The sequence below is a fragment of the Rhizobium sp. P43 genome, assembly GCF_056730705.1.
This window is the reverse complement of sequence record NZ_CM161539.1, coordinates 926801-950771: the sequence shown is the minus strand read 5'-3', so window position 1 is coordinate 950771 and position 23971 is coordinate 926801. Positions and strand designations below refer to the sequence as shown.

Genomic DNA, 23971 nt, shown 5'->3' with positions numbered 1-23971 from the left:
GCAGCGCCAAGGCTTTCGCGCGGAGTGCCCGTTATTCACAGCGCTTGATTGCGATGACATCTGTATATACAATGACAACCAGATCCTTTGAGAGCCGCCATGATGCGTAGCCTGGACGATATTCCGCAAGAAGAATGGGCCTTCGAGTGGGACGAGGCGAAGCGTCTGGCCAATCTAGAAAAGCACGGTGTCGACTTTCCACGTGCGGCAAATGCCTTGCGTGGCCCGCGAATGGACATGCGCAGCGAGCGGAACGGCGAAACTCGCGCTCTGTCGATTTGTCCGGACACTCTAAAGCTTCTGGCAGTTGTGTTCACTATGCGCGGCGACAAATGCCGCATCATTTCAGCAAGAACGGCGCACGAAAATGAGCAAAGAAAATATCGTCAGATATACAATTGAAGAGATCGAAGCGATGATCGCTCGCGGGGAAGACAAGACCGACTGGGCCCGCGTCGATGCCATGACCGACGAGGATATCGAGCGCGCCATGCGCGACGATCCCGACTGGAAGGACTTCATGGACATCGACTGGTCCAAGGCGACGATGGTGATCCCGGACAAGAAGAAGGCAATCTCGATCCGTCTCGATCCCGACATCATCGATTTCTTCCAGGCAACCGGCAAAGGCTACCAGACCCGTATCAATGCAGTGCTGCGCCATTTCGTCGATGAGCAGAAGCGCTCCAAACCCTGAAACGCAAGACGCCGCCCGAGGGCGGCGTCGAAGGCGACGAAACAGTGTGAAGGTCTACTTAAGCAGGTCCTTGACCACGCCGGAAGCCTTACCGAAGTCCATCTGACCAGGATAGCGCTCCTTCAGCGCACTGATGCACTTGCCCATGTCGCGCAACCCTTGCGCACCCGTTTCGCTGATGACCGCAGCGCAGAGCTCGCGCACCTTCTCTTCCGAAAGCTGCTCGGGCATGAAGGACTTGATGATGACGATTTCCTCGCGCTCCTGTGCGGCGAGTTCCGGGCGGTCGTTGTCGGCATAGATCTTGGCCGATTCGTCCCGCTGCTTGATCATCTTCATCAGGATCTGCATGATCTCGTCATCGGTGACCGGGTCCTTGCCGGTACCACGATGAGCAATGTCCCGATCCTTGATCGCCGTCTGGATCAGACGCACGGTGGACGTCCGACGGACATCCTTGGCCTTCAGGGCCTCTTTCAGCGAGTTGGCGAGCGTGTCGCGTATCATTTTCTTCTCCGGGGAAGCGCCCGTTCACCTTCGGTGATTGTGGCTTTTCCGTGTTCGTTAAGTGGTCCTCATAGCCAGACATCTGCTGCAGTGCAAACGAATTGAGCAAACCATTGAAATGGCTTGGGAGAAATCCGGGCCGGAACCAACTCCGGAATTGACCTCTCCGTAACATGCGTCTATTGCTCGGCACCTGCACGCAAATTGTCATCAGGGCTGAAAACGCGCGACTTCGCGCGCCCTCGATCTGCAACATAAATGGTCCTGCGAAACCGCTCCGACAAGGGGCCGGCACGCGGGCGAACAAGGAATGACCATGACCGCGACAGCCCCCTGGACGACCCGCAAGCCGACCGCCCTCCTCGTTCTCGCCGATGGCACCGTCATCGAAGGCCACGGCATCGGCGCGACCGGCAAGGTCCAGGCCGAGGTCTGCTTCAACACGGCGCTCACCGGATACGAGGAAATCCTGACAGATCCGTCCTATCTCGGCCAGATCGTCACCTTTACCTTCCCCCATATCGGCAATGTCGGCACCAATGACGAAGATATCGAAGATTTGACGCCGGCAGCCGGCCACGGTGCGGTCGGCACCATCTTCAAGGCCGACATCACGGAGCCTTCAAATTATCGTGCCGCAAGCCATCTCGACGCTTGGCTGAAGAGCCGCGGCATCATCGGCCTCTCCGGCATCGACACCCGCGCGCTCACCGCCTGGATCCGCGAAAACGGCGCACCGAACGCGGTCATCGCCCACGACCCGAACGGTGTCTTCGACATCGAGGCGCTGAAAGCCGAAGCCAAGGCCTGGAGCGGCCTCGTCGGCCTCGACCTCGCCAAGGTCGCCTCCTCCGGCCAGTCGTCCGTCTGGAACGAAAAGGACTGGTCCTGGACCGAAGGCCACACGACGCTCGGCGCCTCTGACGCGAAGTATCACATCGTCTGCGTCGACTTCGGCGTGAAGCGCAACATCCTGCGCCTGTTTGCCGGCCTCGACTGCAAGGTCACCGTTGTACCCGCGACCACCTCGGCCGAAGACATCCTGGCGCTCGCCCCGGATGGCGTCTTCCTGTCGAACGGCCCGGGAGATCCGGCCGCCACCGGCGAATACGCCGTTCCCGTCATCCAGACCCTGGTGAAGAGCGACAAGCCGGTCTTCGGCATCTGCCTCGGCCACCAGATGCTGGGCCTGGCGCTTGGCGGCAAGACCGAGAAGATGCACCAGGGCCATCACGGCGCAAACCATCCCGTGAAGGACTTCACCACGGGTAAGGTCGAGATCGTTTCGATGAACCACGGCTTCGCAGTCGACTCCAAGTCGCTGCCGGAAAGCGTTGAAGAGACTCACATTTCCCTCTTCGACGGCACGAATTGCGGCCTGCGCCTGAAGGGCAAGCCGGTCTTCTCCGTCCAGCACCACCCAGAAGCCTCGCCCGGCCCGCAGGACAGCCACTACCTGTTCCGCCGCTTCATCAACATGGTGCGTGAGACCAAGGGTGAGCCAGCCTTGGCAGAGCGCTGAAATCAGTCAGACGAATGAGACGACGCGGCCCGGGATCAAACCCGGGCCGTTTGCATTTCCCGCCTGACCTTCAGGTAAAAGCGAAGGCTGAGCATGACGGCCGCACTCGCAAGCCCGAGGCAGAAGCCATACCAGATGCCGATACCGCCGACGCCGAGCGGAAACGCCATGAGCCAGGCGAGGAAAAAGCCGATCGGCCAGTAGGAAACGAGCGCCAGGATCATCGGCACCCGCGCATCCTTCAGCCCGCGCAACAGCCCGGCGGCGATCGCCTGCAGCCCGTCGACCAGCTGGAACAGACCCGCGACGATGACGAGCGGCCCCGCATAGGCAAGCACGGCGGCGGCATCCGGCGTGTTCTCGTTCAGGAACAGCGAGGCGAGCGGCCCTGGCACGATCAGGAACAGGATACCGCCGGCAAAGGAAATCAGTCCGGCAATCGACACAACCGTGATCGAGGCCCGCACCAGCTCGGGATAGTTCTTGCGCCCATGCGCCAGTCCGACACGCACGGTCGCAGCCTGTGACAGGCCAAGCGGCAGCATGAAGGCGATCGAGGCGAGTTGCAGAGCAATGCCATGGGCGGCAAGTTCGATCGTGCCGATCCGCCCCATCAGCAGCGAGGCGGCACTGAACAGGCTCACTTCCGCCAGAACGGTGACGCTGATCGGCAGGCCGAGCATCAGCACTTCGCGGAAGGCATGCCAGTCCGGCCGCCAGAACCGGACGAAAAGCTCGTAGCGGCGTGTCTCATCGCGTGTCTGGATGTAGATGACCATCGCAATCACGCTCACCCACTGCACGATGACGGCCACGATCGCAGCTCCCGTCATCCCGAGTGCCGGCATTCCGAAATGACCGAATACAAGCGTGTAGGCGAGGATGGCATTCAGGATCAGAATGCCGATCGTGACCCAAAGCACGATCCGCGCCCGTCCCGTTGCGCTGACAAGCGCGCGCAGCACGGCAAACAGCAGGGCCGGCAACAGACCAAGCTGGACGATGAAGACATAATCCGCCGCAAGCTTCGCCACTTCCGGCTTCTGCCCAAGCGACAAGAGGATCGCCTCGGCATGGAAGAATAGCGGCATGGTCAGAAGCACATAAAGAATGGACACCCACATGCCCATGCGGATCGACCGCCGCACTGACACCACATCCCCACGTCCATAGGCCTGCGCCACCATCGGCATGACCGCCATGGAGAAGCCCGATCCAAAAATGAAGATCGTAAAGAAGAACTGCCCGGCGAGCACCATCGCCGCCAGCTGGACGGCGCCGAGCTGACCGACGATCACCACGTCGGTGGTGTGGATGCCGAGCTGCGCCAGCTGCGCACCGATCAGTGGAATGCCAAGCGAGAGCGTTGCGCGGATATGCGACATCCAGCTGCCGGCGCCGACAGGTGCGGGACTGTGTGTTTCAAGCGGGGCGACATCGGTATGCATGGCTTCAATCTCAACGAAAAAAGCCGCTTCCAGGAACTGGCGAGCGGCATGTCGCAGATGGATAAGTCGCCAGCCACGATCGGGCAATATCAAATCAGCAAACTGCAGAATTATTGGTCATGACATCACTGAAATTGATGAAAAACAAGGCGACGAGCCGACGCCTTGCCCCCGAACCGGCCTTTCCGTGCGCCTTGCTCCCGTTCTATGGTCATTCTCCAAGCGGCAGCAGGAGAAGGCCAAAGCATGCTGGAATTGATCTGGAAGGGCGCGCTGATCGGCGCCGGCGCAACGCTTGCCATGGACCTTTGGGCCGTCGTCCTGACAACCGTCTTCAAGCAGCCCAAGGCAAATTGGGCACCCGTCGGCCGGTGGTTCTATCACCTGAAGAACGGGCGGGTCTTTCACCACAGCATCGCCGATGCCGAACCCTACGGCCAGGAACTGGCGCTCGGCTGGATCGCCCATTACGCCGTCGCCATCGCCTATGGCATCATGCTCGCGCTGATGCTCGGCCCGCCCTGGTTGGCGTCCCCCACCCTGCTGCCGGCCTGGATCTGGGCAATTGTCACGGTCGCAGCGGGCTGGTTCCTGCTCCAGCCGGGGCTTGGGCTCGGCTGGGCAGCGTCAAAGACGCCAAACCCGAACAAGGTCCGGGCCCTCAATCTTGCGGCACATACCGTCTTCGGTCTCGGCCTCTGGGCCACGGCGCTCCTCATCGGATAACCGAAGCGCCCCGTCAGATGGCACCCGAAAACGTATCGCAGGCGCCGACATCGCCGCTTTCATAGCCACGCTTGAACCATTTCATGCGCTGCGCCGACGTTCCGTGATTGAAGGCATCGGGCACGACATAACCCTGGCTGCGCTTCTGCAGCGTGTCATCGCCGATCTGCTGCGCGGCATTCAGCGCCTCCTCGAGGTCACCGTCGGAGAGGATGCCCTCCTTGTCCGCCGACCTCGCCCAGATGCCGGCATAACAATCCGCCTGCAATTCGACGCGCACCGACAGCTGGTTCGCTTCTCGCTGCCCCAGGGAGCGCCGCTGCCGGTTGAACTCAGGCAGCACGCCCGTCAGGTTCTGCACGTGATGCCCGACCTCATGGGCAATCACATAGGCCTGGGCGAAGTCACCGGCGGCATCGAACTGCCGCTCAAGCTGGTCGAAGAACTCGGTATCGAGATAGACCTTGCTGTCGGCGGGGCAATAGAAGGGGCCGGTCGCGGACGATGCCTGCCCGCAGGGTGAGGATGTCGAACCCGCGAAAAGCACCAGCGTCGGCTCGCGGTAGCGCTCGCCGGAAGCCGCAAAGATCGCGTTCCAGGTTGTCTCCGTTTCGGCAAGCACGGTGCGGACAAAGGCCGTGGTTTCATCGCTCGCCTGGCCCGTCGGGCCTTGGCCGATCGACTGTTCGTAGCCAGAGCCCGCGCCGCCGACATTGCCCTCGCCCAGGACCTGCAGCATGTCGATGCCCATGGCCTTCAGCACGAAATAAATGACGACGAGGAAGATGATCGTTCCGAAGCTTAAGCCCCCACCACGCCGTCCGCCCATCGGGATCTGGATTCCGGAACGGCCGAACGGATTGCGACCCAATCCGCCTCCGGAAGATTGTCCACGCCGGTCCTCGATATTGTCGGATTGTCGACGACCTCGCCATTCCATGCTGCTGTCCCTCTCACATCTGCCCCTGACAATGAGAAGATAGCCGAACTGTTCCGCAACACCAGCGATGATGCATATTCAAGAGCCATCAGGACTTGTGACGCGTGTCTCCTTGCCTGACCCACCACTGGAACAGCACGACGACAACGAGCAGCATGCCGATCGCCAGAAGGTGGACCTGCCCCTGCCCTTCACCAAACAGCAGCTTATGCATCAGGCGTCCGGGCAGAAGCGTGAAGGCGCCGGCCGTCAGCAACGCCAGCGAATAGAGATTGCCGACATGCCGTCGATGCTCGGCAATCCGACCAGCCCGCGCGGCAACGACTGCCTGCCAGCTGCCGATCAGGGTCAGCACCGAAAGGATATGGATGGGACTGAAACCAAAGTAGAGACGAAGCGAATGAATGAAGAAGCTTGAGAGTGAGGTCACCACCATGACGCCGATCCAGATGCGCCCGAGCATCCTGTGGGTTCCTGTCCCCTTGGGAGCGATCAGCAGATAGGTTCCAAGCAAGAGGGCCAGGAGAGCGGTGGCGACGTGGATCTGGATGGCGGGGGCGGCCTGCAGGAGGAGAGAAAACGACATGGGACTTGCCTTGAACGGATGCACGGTTTCAATGGATGATGTCGTGCTGATCGCGCTGAGCGGTCCGCGTGGCAAACGCCTTGTCGTCGATGTCGAGAAATATTCGTGAACAGCACCGTCTTGCAGTCTGCGCTTCGTGAATGGACAGGGCTGATACGCTCACCGCGTCTCTGGGCAACATTTGCCATCGTGGTTGCCGTCTTTGTCGCCGTCGGCCCGTCGGGCACGATGCGCGACATGGGCCTCGCCGAGCGGGCTGCCTTCTGGACGCTCCTGCATGGTGCGGCCTGGACCGTCGCGATCCTGATCATTACCCTGGCGGAAATCTGGCTCGCAGGGCGTCTGGCGAGCACGCCCTTGCTCCTGACGATCAATGCATTGATCGCCGCCCCCTTCGTTTCGGCAGCGGTGGAACTGGTCCGCTGGTCGTGGATCGGCGCGACGCCGACCCTGGCATCCTATGGTCAGCAGTTGCTTGTCTGCCTGCCACTTTCGGTTCTCTTCAGCCTGCTCACCCATCTGACAATGTCGAACGGGGCGTCTGAACCTCCCAATGGCCATGGCGCATCGGCGGATCCGAAACCAGCAGCCAACCTCCCGGATCCGGCGCCCCTGATGGCCCGGCTCAAGCCCGAATTGCGTGGCGCCCTGCTGCACTTGAGCGTGGAGGATCATTACACCGTCGTCACAACGTCTCGGGGCCGCCAGCTCGTTCTGCTTCGTTTTTCCGATGCTCTGCGCGAGATCGGTTCGACCGATGGCCTGCAGACCCATCGCTCCCATTGGGTTGCAGCCGACCATGTGGCAAAGCTCGAAAGGAGCGGCAGCCGCATGATCCTGCGCCTCAAGTCAGGAGCCGAGATCCCCGTCAGCCGCAGCTTCGCCGAAGCCGTCCGCAGCCGCTTTGGCGACCGCTGAAGCGGCTTCAGCTTTTGGCGTAACCGTAGTCCCCGCCGCGGGTCAGCGCCCGCTGATAGGCCGGCCGTGCGCGGATCCGCTCCGTCCAGGCCCGCAGAACGCTCAGATCCTTGCCTTGGGCAATGCGCGTCATGCCGGCTTCGACCGGAAAGCTCATGGCAATATCGGCAGCCGAGAAATCACGGCCCGCGAACCAGCCGTCCTTACCAACCTCATCGATCCACATGTCGAGATGGTCGGAAAGCTGCGGATCGAGAAGCTTGCGTGAGACGCCCTGGCTGATCATCTGGGCCACCGGCCGGATGAAGAACGGCACCTGCCCCGGGATGCGCGAAAAGATCAGCTTCATCACCAGGAGCGGCATGGCCGAGCCCTCCGCATAATGCATCCAGTAGCGGTAGCGCAGCCGCTCCTCGGTCCCTGCGGCAGGCCTTAAGCCCTCCCCGCCATAGGTTTCGATCAGATACTCCATGATCGCGCCGCTTTCGGCGACCATGCGACCCTGATCTTCGATCACGGGAGATTTGCCGAGCCGATGCACCGCCTTGAGCTCCTTGGGCGCCTGATAGTCCTTGGTGCGATGATAGATTTTCACCTGATAATCCAGCCCGAGCTCCTCAAGCAGCCAGAGAATGCGGTGGGCGCGCGAGTTGTCGAGATAGTGCACGGTGATCATCGGAGACTGCCTTCAATTGTCGTTGCTTGAACTATCTAGCCGCAGCCCGCACTTCCGTCGACCCGCCCCTTGCAACTTTCTCGAAAGGGAATGCAGAGGTCTGCACGTGCGAACCGCTTGGCAGCCCCGCGCCCACATGCAAGTTTGACCGCAGTGCTTTGGGAGGAGTGACAGATGAAGGCAATGCGGCTGGAGGCCACGGGCAAACTTTTCACCCGGGAGGTTGAGAAACCGGCGGCTGGAGCAGATGATCTCCTGGTGCGTGTCGAAGCCTGCGGTGTCTGCGGTACCGACAGACATCTCTTCCACGGCGAGTTTCCCTGCACCCCGCCGGTGACGCTCGGCCACGAATTCAGCGGTATCGTCGAAGAGGTCGGCAGCGCAGTGACAGGTTTCAAGGTCGGGGACCGCATCACCGGAGACCCGAACATCGCCTGCGGCCGCTGCAGCCACTGTGTCAACGGGCGGGTCAATCTCTGCAGGAATCTGAGGGCCATCGGCATCCATCGGGATGGCGGCTTCGCCGATTATGTGGTCATTCCCCACAAGCAGGCCTTTCTTCTGCCGGCCAATCTCGACCCGATGCATGGCGCATTCTGCGAACCGCTCGCCTGCTGCATCCACGGCATCGATCTCGCCGAGATCAAGACCGGTTCCTCCGTCGTGGTGCTCGGCGGCGGCGTGATCGGCCTGTTGACCGTGCAGCTTGCCAGGCTTGCCGGCGCAACGACGGTCATCCTCGTGACCCGCCAGGCCGCCCGCCGCAGGCTTGCCGAGGAGCTCGGCGCGACACACAGTGTCGATCCCGCTCTTGGAGACGTGATTGCGCAGATATCGGGCGAGACAGGTCTCGTTCCTGGCGGCGTCGATGTCGTGCTCGAATGCGCCGGCGTCGGGGAAACCGTGGTACAGGCAACCAAGCTCGTCCGTCCGGGCGGGACGGCCGTCATTCTCGGCGTCATGGCTCAGGGCGAAAAGGTCGCGATCGAACCCTTCGACCTGCTCTTCCGCGAGGTCAAGCTGGTCACCTCCTTCCTCAATCCCTTTACCCATCGCCGCGCAGCCGACCTGATCGCCTCGGGAAAGATCGAGGTCGGCAAGCTCATCTCGCGCCGGGTCTCGCTCGACGAGGCGCCCGAGGTCGTGAGCAACCCGCCGCAGCCGGGCGAAGTGAAGGTGCTGGTCGTTCCCGGCCTCTGAGCAGGGCGTAGTGTCAGAGCGGCGGGCGCCTATCCTTCCAGGGGCGCGCCTGCTCGAGCTGGCCCGCCAGCGAAAACAGCGTGTCTTCATCGGCGAATCGTCCGACGAACTGCATGCCGATCGGCATGCCCTCGGGCGACCAGCCGATCGGTACCGACATCGCCGGCTGGCCGGTGACGTTGAACACCGGCGTCCACGGAATGAACTCGAACGTCTGCGCGGCAAGCTGCTCGGCAATCCCGAGTTTCTTGAGCAGCCTGCCGCCACCGACATAACCCAGAAGCGTCAGCAGTTTCTTTTCGACGGCACTCGGCTGCAAGGCGCCGATCTTGACCGGCAAGGTCGAGAGCACGGGTGTCATCAGCACGTCGATCTCGTCGAAGAAGCCGAGGATCGACCGCGCCGACAGTGTCAGATAGCGATGTGCGGCAATCAGGTCTGCGGCGGTAAAACCCTCGCCCAGCAGGCCCATGCCGAAGGACGAGGCATCGTAATCGCCGGGACGGATTTTCACGCCGAAGATCTTCGCCGTGAACTCGATATCGGCCCGGAGTTCCCCCGCCAGCGCCGTAAGAAAGGCCATGGAAAAGGCCTCGCGCTCGACAGGCGGGGCGGCCTCGATCACCTCATGTCCCAGTTCGGCGAGAAGCTTTACCGTTGCGTCGAAGGCGGCCACAACCTCGGGTGCGACAGCCTTGCCGAGCATCGGCTCTCGCGATACCGCGATCCTCAACCGCCCGGGCGCTCGGTGGACAGCCGCCAGAAAACTGCCCTCATACGGTGGCAGCGGATGCGGCGAGCCGCGATCAGCTCCATGCGTGGCTTCCAGAACGGCCGCGCTGTCGCGCACCGACCGCGTCAGCACGTGCTCTCCCGCAAAGCCCGACCAGGCTTCCCCAATAAAGGGACCCGCCGGTGTTCGCCCGCGCGTCGGCTTCATGCCGAAGACGCCACAAGCCGAAGCCGGAATGCGGATCGAGCCGCCGCCATCGCCACCGGATGCAATCGGCACCATGCCTGCCGCCACCGCTGCCGCAGAACCTCCGGACGAACCTCCCGGCGTGCGGTTTAAGTCCCAGGGATTGCGGGTCGGGCCAAAGGCGCGCGGCTCCGTATACGGTGTCAGTCCGAATTCCGGCGTATTCGTTCGTCCTGCGATAACAAGACCGGCATTCTCCCAGCGCCACACGAGTTCGCTGCTGCCCTGCATCACACGCGTCGCCCAGAGCCGATTGCCATTGCCAGTCGACACGCCGTCGATCTGCGCCAACAAATCCTTGACGAGAAAAGGAACGCCGGAAAAGGCCCCGTCCGGGACACCATTGTCCAGCGTCTGCCTGGCGCGATCGAAAAGCGGACGGATGACAGCGTTGATCTTCGGATTGACCGCCTCGATACGAAAAATCGCCGCCTCGAGAACCTCAGCAGCCGAGACTTCACCGCGCCTGATGAGATCGGCGAGACCCAGGCCGTCAAAGGCAGAATACTCCTTGAACATCATCACTCCCAAAGCTCGACTCGCTCAATGAGAGCAACCTTCCGGTCAATCCATCGACCAATCAAGCACCATCACGAAAAACGCTCCACCCGAATATAAACACCTACTTAACCATGCGAGATTAGAGTGAAACCAAAGGCCGGAAAAACTCCGGCGTGTCGGCGGCTGCCTGCCGCGCTGCGTTCATAGGCTAATGAGGGAACGGCCCATGTTATTCAAATCAGCAACCAGCCGGAACATCTTCGCGACGGTCGCACTTGGCGTCGTGACGACGATAGGCGTTGCCGCAACGATCACTGGCATCAGCTACGGCACGATCCGCGGCGCCGGCATCGACAAGATGCAGACGGCAGCTTCAGACGCCGCCGCAGAGGTAAGTCAAACGCTCAGTGTCGCCCACCAGATGGTAGCAGGCATGGAGGCCTCGATTGCCGCCTTGCGTGCCAAGGGTCTGGCGGACCGTGACATGGCGATGGCCGTTATGACCACCACCCTTGAGGGTTTCCCCGGAGCGATCGGCGTCTCCAGCGGCTGGGAGCCGAATGCCTTTGACGGCAAGGATGCAGACTTCGTTGGCAAGCCGGCCCATGACCAGACCGGCCGCTTCATGCCCTACATCTATCGGTCCGGTGGCGCCATCAAGAGCGACGTTCTGGTCGATTATGACAAGCCGGGTGCCGGCGACTATTACATCCTGCCGGTCACGACCGGAAAGACGGTTCTTCTTGAGCCTTATGTCTATCCCGTTGACGGCAAGGACGTCCTGATGACCACGATCTCCATCCCCGTGATGGGGAATGGCAAGGCGCTCGGCTATGTCGGGGCCGACATCGATCTTGACAAGACCGCAGCCGACCTCGCCGCCAAGCGACCGCTCGGAGATGGCTACGTGGCGCTTCTCTCCTCTGCCAATGCCTTTGTCAGCCATCCCGACAAGGCGCTCATGGGCAAGGGCTTGAAGGACAGCGGTCTCGACGCGGCCGCATGGGAAGGCCTCATCAAGTCTCCAGGCTCCGTTGGTACCATGATCGACAAGGACGGCGTCGAGCGCATGGCGATTGCCGTGCCGATCGAACCCTTCCCGGGTGCCGTCTGGAATGTCGTGGTCGCCGTCCCGAGCGCCACCGTGCTCGCCGCCGTATCCGAGACGGTCTGGACCTCCGCTCTGATCATCGCCGGCGCAACCATCATTCTGATCGTGGTTGGCTGGCTTCTCGCACGCCGCTTCATCGGCCGCATCAACCGCGTGATCGGCCAGACTACGCAGATCGCCTCCGGCCGGCTGGATGTCGAGCTGACCGACCAGAACCGGTCCGACGAACTGGGTGACCTGTCTCGTTCGCTTGCCGTGCTTCTCGACAGCAACCGCAAGAAGGTCGAGCTCGAAAAGGCCGCCGAGGCCCGTTACGAGCAGGAAGAGATCGAACGTGTCGAGCGCTCGAAGGGCCACAAGGCGCGCGAAGAAGAAATCCGCTTCGTCGTCGACGAATTGCGCGCTGGCCTTGCCCGCCTGTCGGACGGCGACATGACGGTCCGGCTCGAAAAGCCCTTCTCCCCCCAGCTCGACGAAATTCGCGGCAACTTCAACGATTCGATCGAGAAGCTCCGCGCCGCCATGATCTCCTTCCGCGACAACGCGACGACGATCGAAAACGGCTCGAACGAGATCCGCTCGGCCGCCGACGACCTTGCCCGCCGCACCGAACAGCAGGCCGCATCGGTCGAACAGACCTCCGCTGCGCTCTCGCAGATCACCCGCTCCGTCAAGGAATCCACCCAGCGCGCCGAAGAGGCCGGCCAGCAGGTCAGCCGCACCAAGGAAAGCGCCGAGCGTTCCGGCGAGGTCGTCCGCTCCGCGATCGATGCGATGAGCGCAATCGAGCAGTCCTCGCAGTCGATCTCGAACATCATCGGCGTGATCGACGAAATCGCGTTCCAGACCAACCTGCTGGCGCTGAATGCCGGCGTCGAGGCCGCCCGTGCGGGCGAAGCCGGCAAGGGCTTTGCCGTCGTCGCCCAGGAAGTCCGCGAACTCGCGCAACGCTCCGCCAACGCGGCCAAGGAAATCAAGGCGCTGATCAGCGCGTCCGGCGAACAGGTCAAGCACGGCGTCTCGCTCGTCGACCAGACCGGCGAAGCGCTTTCGGCCATCGTCGCCGAGGTCCAGCAGATCAACACCAATGTCCACGCGATTGTCGATGCCGCTCGCGAGCAATCGACTGGCCTTCACGAGATCAACTCGGCCGTCAACATCATGGACCAGGGGACGCAGAAGAACGCCGCCATGGTCGAAGAAACCAACGCCGCCTCCCATACACTCGCCTCGGAAGTGCAGGCCCTTTCGGCCCGCCTCGCCCAGTTCAACCTCGGCTCGACCGCGCCGACGGCTGCCGCGACCCATTCGTCGCGCGCCTATGCTGCTCCGGCGCAGACGCCCACCCGCCCGACGGCCCCCGTGGCGAGACCGGCCCCCGCCAGCGAGGCCGCCCGTCCGGTCGCCTCACCCGCCCGCGCATTGGCCGGCAAGATTGCCTCGGCGATGGGCGCCAAGCCCGCCCCAAGCGGCCAGGAATGGGAAGAATTCTGATATCCCTGGCAAAAAGACCCAATAGCAAATGGCGGGCTCAGGCCCGCCATTTTCGTATCCGGACTTTGCCTCACTTCGGTTCGAAAACGAGAAGCTCTTCGAAATGGTTCATGTCGTCGAAGGCACAAAAGGCTGGCGCGCGCATCTCGATGACAGGGGCACGCCGACGGATCTCGGAAGCGACATCTTTGAGAAAGGGCACCCAGGCTGCCATGGTCTCGTCGTTGAAGCGTTCGATCATGTAGGCCAAGGTGATATGAAAGACATAGGTCTCATGGTCGGGGTGCCGGTAGCCGAGCAGATCAGCCAATCTGTTGCGCCAGTCTTTCAGGATCGCGCGATCCCTTTCCGTTACACCGTCGAGTGTCAGCCCGTTCGGCGTGGCATGGATAACCTCCATGGCAAAGGCCTCTCCGGGTTCGAAACGTGCCAGCCTGTCCATGAAGATCGCCGTCATATCATCGACAGGAGTCTCGACGGGCACGTCGGACGGCCAGTAAGGCAGCGCCCGGCGCGTCTCGATGATCCCCTGGAAGAGGGTCATATGCAGGCTGCTCTCGGCCGTAAACGCTAGCTTCTCAGCGCCGACCATCCCCCGGAAACGCTCCCGCGCATCACGGATCACCGCCTCCGTCTCCGAGCCTTCCGCGAGATGGCAGACCACCGTATTGCCGCGCTCGATCAGGAACGTTCCTGAACTGTCGTAACGCCGTCCGAAATGCGGGATCGGACCAGGATTATGGCTGATCGACGCGAACTGAAGATGCTGAGGAAAAGAGTGCTGGTGTGGAACTGTCATGGATAACCTCCAATGAAATGCGAGATTGCCTTCTAGCCCCACACTGCGAACGGGACATGACGGCCGATCAGGTCGTTTCGAACTGCGGTTTGGGAGGGGTGACCAACAGCAGCAAAGCGACGCTCAGGACAACAGGCGCGATTGGAACCTGGAGGAGACCGACAAAGGAAAAGTGGATGATCGGCAACAAGGCAACGAGGACGAAGCACGGCCTCCACCAGACCGCTCGGCCGTCATCTTGTTTTTGAAACGCGGCGATGGCGGCAACGGCAGACAATGCCCCGAGGTCATAGACGAGGGAATACGGTGCAACGATGAAGCTCGCCAAAAGCAGCACAAGGCTGCGTTCGGAACCACTTCGAGCCCGAACCAGTCCGAGCAGGAACAAGGCGAGGCCGGCGATTGCCAGAACGCCGTGAATGACAATCGCCTGCTCAGAAGACATCTCTGCAAAGCGCAAAGACCCGAACAAGGACGGCATCATGCGCAGGAAAATGCCGCCCATGTCGGTCATCACATAGCTCTGATAAGGAATGTTGTGGCGGATGTAACCGGCCCATGTCTCCCAGCCGAGTATCATGCCTGAGGCAGCCATCAGGGCGAGGCTGGTGAAGCCGGCTGCGATAATGACCGTCCACCGCCTTTCGTAGAGCAAGAGAATTGGCACCAGCAGCCCAAGCTGCGGTTTCACCGTCAGCAAGCCGAAGGCGATCCCCGCCACGATCGGAAACTTGTCACGCAGCGCCAGGCCGTAAAGCATCAAGGCCGCTGTCAGAAATCCGTTCTGCGCGGTCAGTGTGTTGCAGATCAGAAAGGCGACGAGCAATGCCGCCGCACCGGGCGCGATATCTGCATCAATCTTCGACACGGCATGAAGAAACAGCATCGCCGTCAACAGCTGGAAGATGACAAGCGAAGTCGCGAGCTGCGCAAGGCTAAGAGGCCACATCAACAGCGCATAGGAAGGGGGATAGCTCCAGTTGCGCCAGGGGTAATCGGCGCCGAACACCGCCTGCAGGTGAGAGAAATAAATGTCTTGCCCGCTGAACAGATCGATCACGCGGCCCTCACGCAGGAGAAAGGATGCGATCCAATAATTGGAGAAATCGGTGTTCGACCAAGTCAGCGTATTCACGTCCGCCGGATTGCTCCAGATCATCACAAGAACGACGCAACTCAGCAGCACGCAGCATGCACCGAGCCAATGGAGAGGCCTGAGACGCATGCCCTGGTGCTCCGTCATGATTCTGCAGCCTTTCCTTGAGGCGATGGGGTTCGATGGATCGGGAAGCTAGCGTGATGCGGTAAACCAACAGCTAGCGTCCGATGTGAAATATCCACCCTGTTTCAACAAGGCGTTTTCGCTCCAACAATCGTGTTTCCCTGCATAGCGAAAAATCTGTCGGAGCCATTCGATTCAGGGTTCCTTCCGTCGGGACATTTCCCTATAAGCCGCTTCTAGCCTGAAAAGACCATCTTCCTGCGCCCGGCCGGTGACCTCCCTCACCCAGGCCGGTTTTTCGCGCAGGCGCAAGAACGGATAGAGCCATGCCCAAGCGCCAAGATATCAAGTCCATCCTCATCATCGGCGCGGGGCCGATCGTCATCGGTCAGGCATGTGAGTTCGACTATTCAGGCACCCAGGCCTGCAAGGCGCTGAAGGAAGAAGGCTACCGGGTCATCCTGGTCAATTCCAATCCGGCCACGATCATGACCGATCCGGGTCTGGCCGACGCCACTTACGTCGAGCCGATCACGCCCGAAGTCGTTGCCAAGATCATCGCCAAGGAACGCCCCGACGCGCTCTTGCCGACCATGGGCGGCCAGACGGCGTTGAACACCGCGCTCTCCCTGAAGCGCATGGGCGTGCTCGACCGCTACAATGTCGAGATGATTGGCGCCAAGCCCGCTGCCATCGACATGGCCGAAGACCGCGCCCTCTTCCGCGAAGCCATGGCCCGCATCGGGCTTGAAACGCCGAAGTCGATGCTGGCGAACGCCACCGAAATCAAGGACGCAGACCGCAAGACGCACGAGGCCGCCCGCGCGGAACTCCGCGCCAAGCTCTCAGGCGACGCGCTCGACAAGGCGCTCGACGAGCTGGAGAACCAGTGGAATCTCGGCGAGACCGACCGCAAGCAGCGCTACATGGCCCACGCCATGGCAATCGCCGCCCAGGCGCTCGACCATGTCGGCCTGCCCGCCATCATCCGCCCATCCTTCACGCTCGGCGGCACCGGCGGCGGCATTGCCTACAACCGCTCGGAATTCTACGAAATCATCAATTCCGGCCTCGACGCGTCGCCTACCACCGAAGTCCTCATCGAAGAATCGGTCCTCGGCTGGAAGGAGTATGAAATGGAGGTCGTCCGCGACAAGGCGGACAACTGCATCATCGTCTGCTCGATCGAAAATATCGATCCGATGGGCGTCCACACCGGTGATAGCATCACGGTCGCGCCGGCACTGACGCTGACGGACAAGGAATACCAGATCATGCGCAACGCCTCGATCGCGGTTTTGCGCGAGATCGGCGTTGAGACCGGCGGCTCGAACGTCCAGTTCGCCGTCAACCCGAAGGACGGCCGCCTCGTCGTCATCGAAATGAACCCGCGTGTCTCACGCTCGTCGGCGCTGGCCTCGAAGGCAACCGGCTTCCCGATCGCCAAGATCGCCGCCAAGCTCGCGATCGGCTACACGCTCGACGAACTCGAAAATGACATCACCGGCGGCGCAACGCCCGCCTCCTTCGAGCCGTCGATCGACTACGTCGTCACGAAGATCCCGCGCTTCGCCTTCGAAAAGTTCCCGGGCGCCGAGCCGACGCTGACCACCGCCATGAAGTCGGTCGGTGAAGTCATGGCGATCGGCCGCACCTTTGCCGAATCGCTGCAGAAGGCACTCCGCGGTCTCGAGACCGGCTTGACCGGCCTCGACGAAATCGAAATTCCCGGCTTGGGACAAGGCGACGACAAGAACGCCATTCGTGCCGCCATCGGCACCCCGACCCCGGACCGGCTGCGCATGGTCGCCCAAGCGCTGCGCCTCGGCATGTCGCCGGAAGAAGTCCACGAAGGCTGCAAGATCGACCCGTGGTTCATCGCCCAGTTCAAGGCGATCACCGACATGGAAGCCCGCATCCGCGAGCACGGTCTGCCGCAGGATGCCGAAAACCTGCGCATGCTGAAGGCCATGGGCTTTTCCGACGCCCGCCTTGCCTCGCTCGCCGGCAAGCGCCCGAAGGAAGTGGCCGAACTCCGCAACGGTCTCGGCGTGCGCCCGGTCTTCAAGCGCATCGACACCTGTGCTGCCGAATTCGCCTCGCCGACCGCTTACATGTACTCGACCTATGAGACGCCCTTCGTCGGTGCGCTGCGTTCGGAAGCCCAGGTCTCCGACCGCAAGAAGGTCGTCATCCTCGGCGGCGGCCCGAACCGTATCGGCCAGGGCATCGAGTTCGACTATTGCTGCTGCCATGCCGCCTTCGCGCTGAAGGATGCAGGCTTCGAAGCCATCATGGTCAACTGCAACCCAGAAACCGTATCGACCGACTACGACACCTCCGACCGCCTCTATTTCGAGCCGCTGACGGCCGAAGACGTGATCGAGATCCTGCGCGCCGAACAGGAAAAGGGCGAAGTGGTCGGCGTCATCGTCCAGTTCGGCGGCCAGACCCCGCTGAAGCTCGCTGAAGCGCTGGAAAAGAACGGTATACCGATCCTCGGCACTGCACCCGACATGATCGATCTGGCCGAAGACCGCGACCGCTTCCAGAAGCTCCTGATGAAGCTCGACCTGACGCAGCCGAACAATGGGATCGCCTACTCCGTTGAGCAGGCCCGCCTCGTTGCCGGCGAAATCGGCTTCCCGCTCGTCGTGCGCCCCTCCTACGTGCTGGGTGGCCGCGCCATGCAGATCATCCATAACGAGGGCATGCTGCAGAACTACCTGCTCGACACGGTGCCGGAACTTGTGCCTGAGGACATCAAGCAGCGCTACCCAAACGACAAGACCGGCCAGATCAACACCCTGCTCGGCAAGAACCCGCTGCTCTTCGACAGCTACCTGACCAATGCGATTGAAGTCGATGTCGACGCCCTCTGCGACGGCGAAAACGTCTTCGTCTCCGGCATCATGGAGCATATCGAGGAAGCCGGCATTCACTCGGGCGACAGTGCCTGCTCGCTGCCGACCCGTTCGCTCTCCAAGGACATCGTCGACGAACTGGAACGCCAGACGACGGCGCTTGCCAAGGCGCTCAATGTCGGCGGCCTGATGAACGTCCAGTATGCCATCAAGGACGACGTGATCTACGTGCTCGAAGTCAATCCGCGCGCCTCGCGCACGGTGCCCTTCGTCGCCAAGACCATCGGCGCCCCGATCGCCAAGATCGCCGCCCGCGTCATGACCGGCGAGAAGCTCGACCAGGCGATCGCCGCCTATGGCAAGAAGCCGGACCCGCGCAACCTGAACCACATCGCCGTCAAGGAAGCCGTCTTCCCGTTTGCCCGCTTCCCCGGCGTCGACACGCTGCTCGGCCCGGAAATGCGCTCGACCGGCGAAGTCATCGGCCTCGACACAGACTTTGCACTGGCCTTTGCAAAGAGCCAGCTCGGCGCCGGTGTCGAACTGCCGCGTGACGGAACCGTCTTCGTCTCGGTCCGCGACGAGGACAAGGCCCGCGTCCTGCCCGCAATCCTGATCCTTACCCAGATCGGCTTCAAGGTTCTGGCGACCGGCGGCACCCAGCGCTTCCTCGCCGAAAACGACATTCCGGCCGTGAAGATCAACAAGGTTCTGGAAGGCCGTCCGCACATCGAGGACGCGATCCGCAACCGTCAGGTCCAGCTGGTCATCAACACGACCGACGGCAACAAGGCGATCTCGGACTCCAAGTCGCTGCGCCGTGCGGCCCTGATGCAGAAGGTGCCCTACTACACGACCATGGCCGGAGCGCTTGCCGCTGCCGAAGCCATCCGGGCACTGAAGGGCGGCCAGCTCGAGGTTCGCCCGCTTCAGAGCTACTTCTGAGGCGGACGCACGTAAGCAGCTTGACAAAGTATTGAAACGACAAGATCGCCGCATTTGTGGATGCGGCGATCTTGCGTTTTGCGCGAAGTTTTTTGTGACTTAGGCAAAGATCGCCTATCCTGACGGCTTCTATCAATCGCAACGCACGGATGCCGAGATGAAGCCCAGGCTGGAATATGATGCAGCTACCAATGCTGCCTATATTCGTTTTTCCACGGAACCGGTCCTGGAGAGCGAAGAGGTCTCCGAAGGCATCATGCTTGATTACGACCGCGATGGTCGTATCGTCGGTCTCGAAGTGCTCAATGCACGCGCCAATCTGCCGGCCGCGGCACTCGACGATGCTGCCTGAGCCCTTGAAGATCTCAGGATAATCTTTCTACCCGGACGAAGACAACGCTGGAAAAGCGGCGTCGCTGCCTATCTATCATCGGGTCGATGATAGTGGTCCGGCACCGGAGGCAGGCTTCCGTCATGTTTCTCGATCTCAAGAACTACACGCCACCGCCAGAGCCCCCTGCGAACCGGGGGCCAGAGCCGCTGACGCCGAAACAAAAGAAGGCGTTCGCCTGGATCGTCGGTGTGAACCTCGTGCTGCTCATCATCGCGCCCATTGGTGGCGCAACGGTGATTTCCGGCTTGATAGCGCTGTTTGACTAGCCACAGCCGATGCTCAGATCGTCACGCCGTCCGCTTCTGCTTGGCGAGGATGGCAAGGGCGATGCCCCCGATGACGGCCGCTGCTGATACAACAAAATGCAGCGTCAGCATTTCCCCGAGAAACAATATCGCCCCGGCCGCTGCGATGACCGGCACCGACAGCTGGATCAGCGCGGCCCGGAAGGTGCTGAGCCGCGGCAGGGCCTTGTACCAGATCGAGTAGCCGATGCCGGAAGCGACGATCCCGGAGGCGAGCGCCAGCAGCACGCCGGACCCCGAAACGCTCTCCCTGACGACCGCAAAGCCGATCAGCGGCAGACAGAAGACACAGGCCCGCAGAAAATTCCCGGCCGTATCGCCCATCGGATCGCGCGAACCGCGTCCGTTGATCGTATAGGCCGCCCAGGCAATCCCTGATACGATCATCAGCGCGCTGCCCAGGGGATCGGGACGCCCTGCCCCCGGCAGGATCAGGTAGACGAAGGCGGAGAAGGCAATCACGAAACCGACGAGTTCCCTTACGCTCGGCCTGTCGCCGCGAAAGAGCCCATAACCCACCATGCTCGCCTGAACCGATGTAAACAGAATGAGCGCCCCGGTCGCCGCCCCGAGCGACAGATAGGCAGCCGAGAAAGCCAGCGCGTAAGTGAAGAGCGCGGCAGCCGAGACCCAGGAGCCGGGCAGGACATTCTCAGCCCGTGCGCCATTGCCTTTGCCCCGCTGCAACAGCAGGAACAGCACGATCGCCCCGGACAGGATCCGGATCGCCGTATAGGCTGCGGGGCCGATCGACAGTGTGCCCAGCGCTTCACGCGCAAACAGCGAATTTGCGGCAAAGGCCAGCATGGCCAGGCTCGTCAGCAGGACGGTCGATTGCAAAGCGGCTCTCCTCGCCGCGGCCGGGCGGCTCTGGCCTCTTCAGTCGGCCACCGGCGCGTGTTAAACGCCACCAACATCGCCTTGACAAGCACCGATCGGGGAAAGCGCACATGGATCGCCTGGATATCGTCACCGAACGCGTGTTCCGGACCGATGCGGAAACGCTGTTTGACGCCTTCGCCAAACCGGAAATCCTCGCCATCTGGTGGGGGCCGCATGGCTTCACCAACCGCATCACCGAGTTCGATTTCGTCCCCGGTGGCGACTGGCGTGTGACCATGACCTCCTCCGACGAGACCGACTTCGACAACCGCTGGACCTTCCAGGCGATCGAGCGCCCGCACCGCATCCTCGCGCTTCATCATGAACCGATGCATGTCTTCACGCTCGACATCAGCCTCGAACCTGATGACGGCGGCACCCGCCTCACCTGGCACATGCAGTTCGACGACACCCCGGAAAACCGCGAGATCGAACGCTTCATTGCCGCTGCCAACGAGCAGAATTTCGACAGGCTGGAGGCGGTCCTCGGTCGCTAGCGAGGTCCCGTTCGCAACCAACCAACGTCGGATCGACCTCTTTATCCTGTCCATTTCATGCCTGATCGATCCCATACATCTCTCGGTGCTGTTTTGGGCCATCCCGGCGATCATGGCGGGCCTCGCCCCGTCGGCCACTGAGCTTTATGGATCAACGATATCTCCGGCTTCATGGTCGCTGGCTTGCTCTCCACCATGGGCAAGGTGGGTGGCGACTTCGGTCGGCGCGACTTGCTCGCTGGGCGGTGGCTTCTTGCGGCAATCAAAGCCACCTCCAACCGCTCTCGGCAGCACAGAAAAAGGATGCCGGCGGCGCGCGGCGCGGTTAGAGAGGAAAGACCTCGTCTCAAATCATGACGGCAGCGGACCATGAAACGCACACCACTCGACCTATCCCTGCGTTATGTGACCCAGTTGCGGCTGGCCTTTCTGGGTCTGGCCATCCCGACCGTCATCCTTGCTTTCGCCGGCTGGTATGTGCTGAGCGAATCCCAGTACCGCGTGGAGCGCGGGCGGATTGCCCACGACATTTATTCAGCACTCCTCAGTTTCGATCTGGAAAAGGCGGCCCTTCGCAACTGGAGCTTCCGCAGATTGCTGAATAAGCCCGGAGACCCTGCCCAGCGCAGCGCAATCCTCGAGCGTTTGGATGGCCTGATAGCGCAGGTGGCGGAGAAGGCCAGCCTGGCGCGTGACATGGATCGCGCCCGCAACAAGAACCTCGCGGAGCATGAAGAAAGAACGAATCTTCTTGCCTTTCTGAAGGATGTCGTCGCCAGCCTTAAGCTGGAGACAGCCTCCCTGCTTTTATCCCCCTCACCCACGGTCTCGCGAATGGAGGAGGTCGATACCCAGTTCGGCCAGGTACAAGGAATCTCGCCGGCCGAGGCCCTGAAAAAGGCGCTTGTCGCCGAACAAATGGCGCTGGAGGCCGAGCGGGCGCGGGCCGATGCCGGACTGGCAACCGCACGCCGGCTGTTTCTGCTCGCCGGCGGCTTCGGGTTGTTTGCCACCTTTGTCCTCGCAACCTTTCTGGTCAGCCGCTTCCGCCAACCGCTGGAGCAGCTGGAACAGGGTTTGAGCGCCTATCAAAAGGGTAATTTCTCCTATCGTTTTCAGCGCTTTCGCGATCTGGAATTCCGTCATCTCGGCGACCAGCTGAACAGCATGGCGGGTGAGGTCGAACAGTCCCGCAACCGCGCCACCGAAGACCGGATTGAGCTTGAAAGGCAGGTAGCCACACGTACCGCCGAACTCAGCCGCACCGTGGATGAGCTTGCGGCCTCGGAAGGGTCACGCGCCCAATTGCTTGCCGATATCGGCCATGAACTGCGCACCCCGGTCACCGTGATCCGCGGTGAAGCTCAGGTGGCCCTTCGACAGAAAGATTCCGACAGCAGCGCCTATCGGGCAACCTTGGAACGGATCGTCACGGTTTCGCGCCAGATGGGCCACCTGATCGAGGACTTGCTTGTGCTGGTCCGCGATCCAAAGGCCCCGCCGGTGATCGAGTGTTCAGAACTGGTGCTTGGTGAGGTGATCCGCGCGGCTCTGGAGACTGCCGGCACCATCGCGGCCGAACGGGCCGTTCAGCTCAAGGGGCCGGATCCCTTGCCAAAGGATGTGGTCGAGGTCGATCCCAACCGGCTCCGCCAGGTTCTGGTCTGCCTCATCGACAATGCCATCCGCTATTCGCATCCCGGTGGCGAGGTCCAGGTTAGCGTCACGAAAGCCGCAGCTGAGCGTATTGAGATCGACATCATCGACCAGGGCATCGGCATCAGCGCCGAAGACCTGCCCCATGTTTTTGATCGCGGCTGGCGCTCCAGCAAGGCCCGCACGCACAGACCCGATGGTCTCGGACTTGGTCTGGCCATCGCCCGGCAATTGACCGAGGCCCAGGGCGGCCGCCTGATCATCTTGGAATCGCCACAGGGTACCGGCACCCTTGCACGCCTGACCCTGCCGCTGTCGCCGCCATTGACGGATGAGGAGCCTCAATGAACATTCTGCTGATCGAGGACGATGTCCGGGTTGCCGATTTTCTGCAGCGCGGCCTGCAGGCCGAGGGCTACACCGTCACCTGGATCCGCAACGGGCGCGAGGGCCTGGCCGCCGCCGAGACCTTTGCCCGCACCTGCGCGACCGAGAACCTGGCCGGCGTCGTCATTCTTGATGTCATGTTGCCGGAACTCGATGGATTGAGCCTCTGCCAGATGCTGCGCCAGCGCAATCACCAGGTCCCGGTGCTGATGTTGAGCGCGATGGGCGAAAGCCAGGAGCGCGCCGATGGCTTGCGACGCGGGGCCGATGATTATCTGGCAAAACCCTTTGATTTCGACGAATTGCTGGCCCGAATTGAAGCGCTGATGCGCCGTGCAAAGCCCACCACTGCGCCCAAGCTACTACAGATCGGACAGATTACCCTGGATCGACAAGTGCCGGGTTTGCGCAGCGCAACCGGCGAGGTCCTGCTCAGTGCCCTGGAAATGGCAATGATCGAACTGCTGGCTGCACAGGCCGGGGCAACGGTCAGCCGCGAGCGCATTCTGGCGCGGGTCTGGGCGGCCGATCGTGATCCGCTGACCAATGTCGTTGATGTCTATGTCAGCCGGCTGCGGCGCAAGCTTGCCAGTCTGGACCCCGATGTGAAGATCACGGCCATCCGGGGCCTCGGTTATCGCCTGACGGTAACGCGCCCCTGAGGAGTGCTCAGGGGCGCGCAACAGACCAGACAGGCTGAGGTTTGCTGATCGGA

22 protein-coding genes are annotated in these 23971 nt (G+C 61.8%); 13 read left to right on the top strand and 9 right to left on the bottom strand.

What is annotated here, in order from left to right:
• The first annotated feature begins 99 nt into the window (after positions 1 to 99).
• Both AC1PUL_RS04575 and AC1PUL_RS04570 read left to right on the top strand, forming a co-directional pair.
• Complete coding sequence (locus tag AC1PUL_RS04575; protein ID WP_480466834.1) at positions 100 to 402, top strand: BrnT family toxin; 303 nt, start codon at positions 100 to 102, stop codon at positions 400 to 402.
• 13 nt (positions 403 to 415) lie between these two features.
• A complete protein-coding gene (locus AC1PUL_RS04570) occupies positions 416 to 697 on the top strand; it encodes a BrnA antitoxin family protein (RefSeq protein WP_480466833.1) in 282 nt (93 codons plus the stop codon).
• 54 nt (positions 698 to 751) lie between these two features.
• On the opposite strand, the gene AC1PUL_RS04565 is transcribed toward AC1PUL_RS04570, so the two are convergent.
• A complete protein-coding gene (locus AC1PUL_RS04565) occupies positions 752 to 1204 on the bottom strand; it encodes a GatB/YqeY domain-containing protein (RefSeq protein ID WP_480466832.1) in 453 nt (150 codons plus the stop codon).
• A 316-nt stretch (positions 1205 to 1520) separates the two neighbouring features.
• Here AC1PUL_RS04565 and carA point away from each other — a divergent pair, with 316 nt between their 5' ends.
• Entirely contained in the window at positions 1521 to 2726 is a 1206-nt protein-coding gene (gene carA, locus AC1PUL_RS04560) for a glutamine-hydrolyzing carbamoyl-phosphate synthase small subunit (protein ID WP_480466831.1), read from the top strand.
• A gap of 35 nt (positions 2727 to 2761) precedes the next feature.
• On the opposite strand, the gene AC1PUL_RS04555 is transcribed toward carA, so the two are convergent.
• A complete protein-coding gene (locus AC1PUL_RS04555) occupies positions 2762 to 4174 on the bottom strand; it encodes an MATE family efflux transporter (protein WP_480466830.1) in 1413 nt (470 codons plus the stop codon).
• Between the two features lie 246 nt (positions 4175 to 4420).
• Between AC1PUL_RS04555 and AC1PUL_RS04550 the strand changes: the two genes are divergently transcribed.
• Entirely contained in the window at positions 4421 to 4900 is a 480-nt protein-coding gene (locus tag AC1PUL_RS04550; protein ID WP_480466829.1) for a DUF2938 domain-containing protein, read from the top strand.
• A gap of 13 nt (positions 4901 to 4913) precedes the next feature.
• Here the strand turns inward: AC1PUL_RS04550 and ypfJ are convergent, their stop codons facing one another.
• Positions 4914 to 5840 (bottom strand): KPN_02809 family neutral zinc metallopeptidase, encoded by a 927-nt coding sequence (gene ypfJ, locus AC1PUL_RS04545; RefSeq protein ID WP_480466828.1) that lies wholly within the window; start codon positions 5838 to 5840, stop codon positions 4914 to 4916.
• An 88-nt stretch (positions 5841 to 5928) separates the two neighbouring features.
• Positions 5929 to 6426, bottom strand: a complete 498-nt coding sequence (locus AC1PUL_RS04540; protein ID WP_480466827.1) for a DUF2306 domain-containing protein — start codon at positions 6424 to 6426, stop codon at positions 5929 to 5931.
• A gap of 105 nt (positions 6427 to 6531) precedes the next feature.
• On the opposite strand from AC1PUL_RS04540, the gene AC1PUL_RS04535 reads away from it, so the two are divergent.
• Positions 6532 to 7344 carry a LytTR family DNA-binding domain-containing protein gene (locus AC1PUL_RS04535; RefSeq protein ID WP_480466826.1) on the top strand — a complete coding sequence of 271 codons (813 nt, stop codon included), beginning with the start codon at positions 6532 to 6534 and terminating at the stop codon, positions 7342 to 7344.
• Between the two features lie 7 nt (positions 7345 to 7351).
• Here the strand turns inward: AC1PUL_RS04535 and AC1PUL_RS04530 are convergent, their stop codons facing one another.
• On the bottom strand, positions 7352 to 8020 hold the full coding sequence (locus AC1PUL_RS04530) for a glutathione S-transferase family protein (RefSeq protein ID WP_480466825.1): 669 nt from the start codon (positions 8018 to 8020) through the stop codon (positions 7352 to 7354).
• 174 nt (positions 8021 to 8194) lie between these two features.
• Between AC1PUL_RS04530 and AC1PUL_RS04525 the strand changes: the two genes are divergently transcribed.
• Positions 8195 to 9220: a zinc-dependent alcohol dehydrogenase family protein gene (locus tag AC1PUL_RS04525; protein WP_480466824.1), complete on the top strand. Its 1026-nt coding sequence runs from the start codon at positions 8195 to 8197 to the stop codon at positions 9218 to 9220.
• A 13-nt stretch (positions 9221 to 9233) separates the two neighbouring features.
• Here AC1PUL_RS04525 and AC1PUL_RS04520 read toward each other — a convergent pair whose 3' ends face one another.
• A complete protein-coding gene (locus tag AC1PUL_RS04520; protein WP_480466823.1) occupies positions 9234 to 10718 on the bottom strand; it encodes an amidase in 1485 nt (494 codons plus the stop codon).
• A 208-nt stretch (positions 10719 to 10926) separates the two neighbouring features.
• Between AC1PUL_RS04520 and AC1PUL_RS04515 the strand changes: the two genes are divergently transcribed.
• The gene (locus AC1PUL_RS04515; RefSeq protein ID WP_480466822.1) at positions 10927 to 13305 is read left to right on the top strand and encodes a methyl-accepting chemotaxis protein; all 2379 of its coding nucleotides are present in this window, start codon (positions 10927 to 10929) and stop codon (positions 13303 to 13305) included.
• Between the two features lie 70 nt (positions 13306 to 13375).
• Here the strand turns inward: AC1PUL_RS04515 and AC1PUL_RS04510 are convergent, their stop codons facing one another.
• Both AC1PUL_RS04510 and AC1PUL_RS04505 read right to left on the bottom strand, forming a co-directional pair.
• Positions 13376 to 14104: a DUF1868 domain-containing protein gene (locus AC1PUL_RS04510; RefSeq protein ID WP_480466821.1), complete on the bottom strand. Its 729-nt coding sequence runs from the start codon at positions 14102 to 14104 to the stop codon at positions 13376 to 13378.
• Positions 14105 to 14171: 67 nt separating this feature from the next.
• Positions 14172 to 15164: a glycosyltransferase family 87 protein gene (locus AC1PUL_RS04505; protein ID WP_480466820.1), complete on the bottom strand. Its 993-nt coding sequence runs from the start codon at positions 15162 to 15164 to the stop codon at positions 14172 to 14174.
• Positions 15165 to 15652: 488 nt separating this feature from the next.
• Between AC1PUL_RS04505 and carB the strand changes: the two genes are divergently transcribed.
• The 3 genes from carB (at position 15653) to AC1PUL_RS04490 (ending at position 19795) form a co-directional block, all read left to right on the top strand.
• On the top strand, positions 15653 to 19135 hold the full coding sequence (gene carB, locus AC1PUL_RS04500) for a carbamoyl-phosphate synthase large subunit (protein WP_480466819.1): 3483 nt from the start codon (positions 15653 to 15655) through the stop codon (positions 19133 to 19135).
• Positions 19136 to 19292: 157 nt separating this feature from the next.
• The gene (locus AC1PUL_RS04495; RefSeq protein WP_480466818.1) at positions 19293 to 19487 is read left to right on the top strand and encodes a DUF2283 domain-containing protein; all 195 of its coding nucleotides are present in this window, start codon (positions 19293 to 19295) and stop codon (positions 19485 to 19487) included.
• Between the two features lie 122 nt (positions 19488 to 19609).
• The gene (locus tag AC1PUL_RS04490; RefSeq protein WP_480466817.1) at positions 19610 to 19795 is read left to right on the top strand and encodes a hypothetical protein; all 186 of its coding nucleotides are present in this window, start codon (positions 19610 to 19612) and stop codon (positions 19793 to 19795) included.
• A gap of 21 nt (positions 19796 to 19816) precedes the next feature.
• Here the strand turns inward: AC1PUL_RS04490 and AC1PUL_RS04485 are convergent, their stop codons facing one another.
• Positions 19817 to 20674 carry a DMT family transporter gene (locus AC1PUL_RS04485; protein WP_480466816.1) on the bottom strand — a complete coding sequence of 286 codons (858 nt, stop codon included), beginning with the start codon at positions 20672 to 20674 and terminating at the stop codon, positions 19817 to 19819.
• A 110-nt stretch (positions 20675 to 20784) separates the two neighbouring features.
• Between AC1PUL_RS04485 and AC1PUL_RS04480 the strand changes: the two genes are divergently transcribed.
• From AC1PUL_RS04480 to AC1PUL_RS04470, 3 genes are all read left to right on the top strand, one after another.
• Positions 20785 to 21213 (top strand): SRPBCC domain-containing protein, encoded by a 429-nt coding sequence (locus tag AC1PUL_RS04480; protein WP_480466815.1) that lies wholly within the window; start codon positions 20785 to 20787, stop codon positions 21211 to 21213.
• A gap of 369 nt (positions 21214 to 21582) precedes the next feature.
• Positions 21583 to 23217, top strand: coding sequence for a sensor histidine kinase (locus tag AC1PUL_RS04475; RefSeq protein WP_480466814.1), 1635 nt, complete (start codon positions 21583 to 21585; stop codon positions 23215 to 23217).
• Positions 23214 to 23918 (top strand): response regulator transcription factor, encoded by a 705-nt coding sequence (locus AC1PUL_RS04470; protein WP_480466813.1) that lies wholly within the window; start codon positions 23214 to 23216, stop codon positions 23916 to 23918. The genes AC1PUL_RS04475 and AC1PUL_RS04470 overlap by 4 nt, the downstream gene beginning before the upstream one ends.
• Positions 23919 to 23971 lie beyond the last annotated feature (53 nt).